The organism is Mesorhizobium sp. P5_C1 (assembly GCF_054049815.1).
This window is the reverse complement of sequence record NZ_JBFULQ010001370.1, coordinates 1-587: the sequence shown is the minus strand read 5'-3', so window position 1 is coordinate 587 and position 587 is coordinate 1. Positions and strand designations below refer to the sequence as shown.

2 protein-coding genes are annotated in these 587 nt (G+C 56.4%); one reads left to right on the top strand and one right to left on the bottom strand.

The window, feature by feature from the left end:
- Positions 1–255 (top strand): hypothetical protein (locus ACXJ7R_RS35875; RefSeq protein WP_457155909.1); only part of this gene is annotated, 255 nt, incomplete at its 5' end.
- A gap of 10 nt (positions 256–265) precedes the next feature.
- On the opposite strand, the gene ACXJ7R_RS35870 is transcribed toward ACXJ7R_RS35875, so the two are convergent.
- Entirely contained in the window at positions 266–547 is a 282-nt protein-coding gene (locus ACXJ7R_RS35870) for a hypothetical protein (RefSeq protein ID WP_457155908.1), read from the bottom strand.
- Between the last annotated feature and the right edge of the window lie 40 nt (positions 548–587).

Sequence of the window (587 nt, the reverse complement as noted above, 5' to 3'; positions counted from 1 at the left end):
GGCATGCAATTCGGCGAGGTCATAGCGAATGTCTTAACCGCTGCCCTTCTAACGTGCGTGCTGGCAATCATGTTGTTTCTATTTGACCGGCCGCTTAGGCCTGAACCTAAAGTGCGAATGGTCATCCTTCTACCAGTCGATGCCGCGACCACGGCTTCAATGAGGACCGGCACCCATTCCAATTTGCCGGAAACGTTTGACATCAAGCTGGCGCTGCCAAGACCCGAACAGAATCAAAACTCTGGCAGCCCCTAGGTCCCCAGAGCTAACTTTTTTCCCAAAAATCCTGCAGCGATGCGTGCCGAAGCTGCTCCTCGCCTTTCAGGAACTTGACGCGGCCGACAAGGCCAGGCTTGAGCCATTCGGCGCTTTTCTTCGCCAGGGCTACAGGCGGCGGGGCGCCCACCTTACCCTGCACGCGATCCCAAAGCCGCTGGCGCTTGTCATGCTTGAATGTGACAACGGCCCCGCCGACATAGCGACCGTTTTCGGCCATGAGAACCATGGCTGGCTTGCCCCTTTCCCGCTTCACCCCGATGATGTCCATTTCCTTTTCGTCAAAGCATTTGATCTTGCGCCAGTTCATC

What these genes read in the sequence shown, in the direction of transcription:
- ACXJ7R_RS35870 (WP_457155908.1), bottom strand. Translation starts at nt 547, where the DNA reads ATGGACATCATCGGGGTGAAGCGGGAAAGGGGCAAGCCAGCCATGGTT.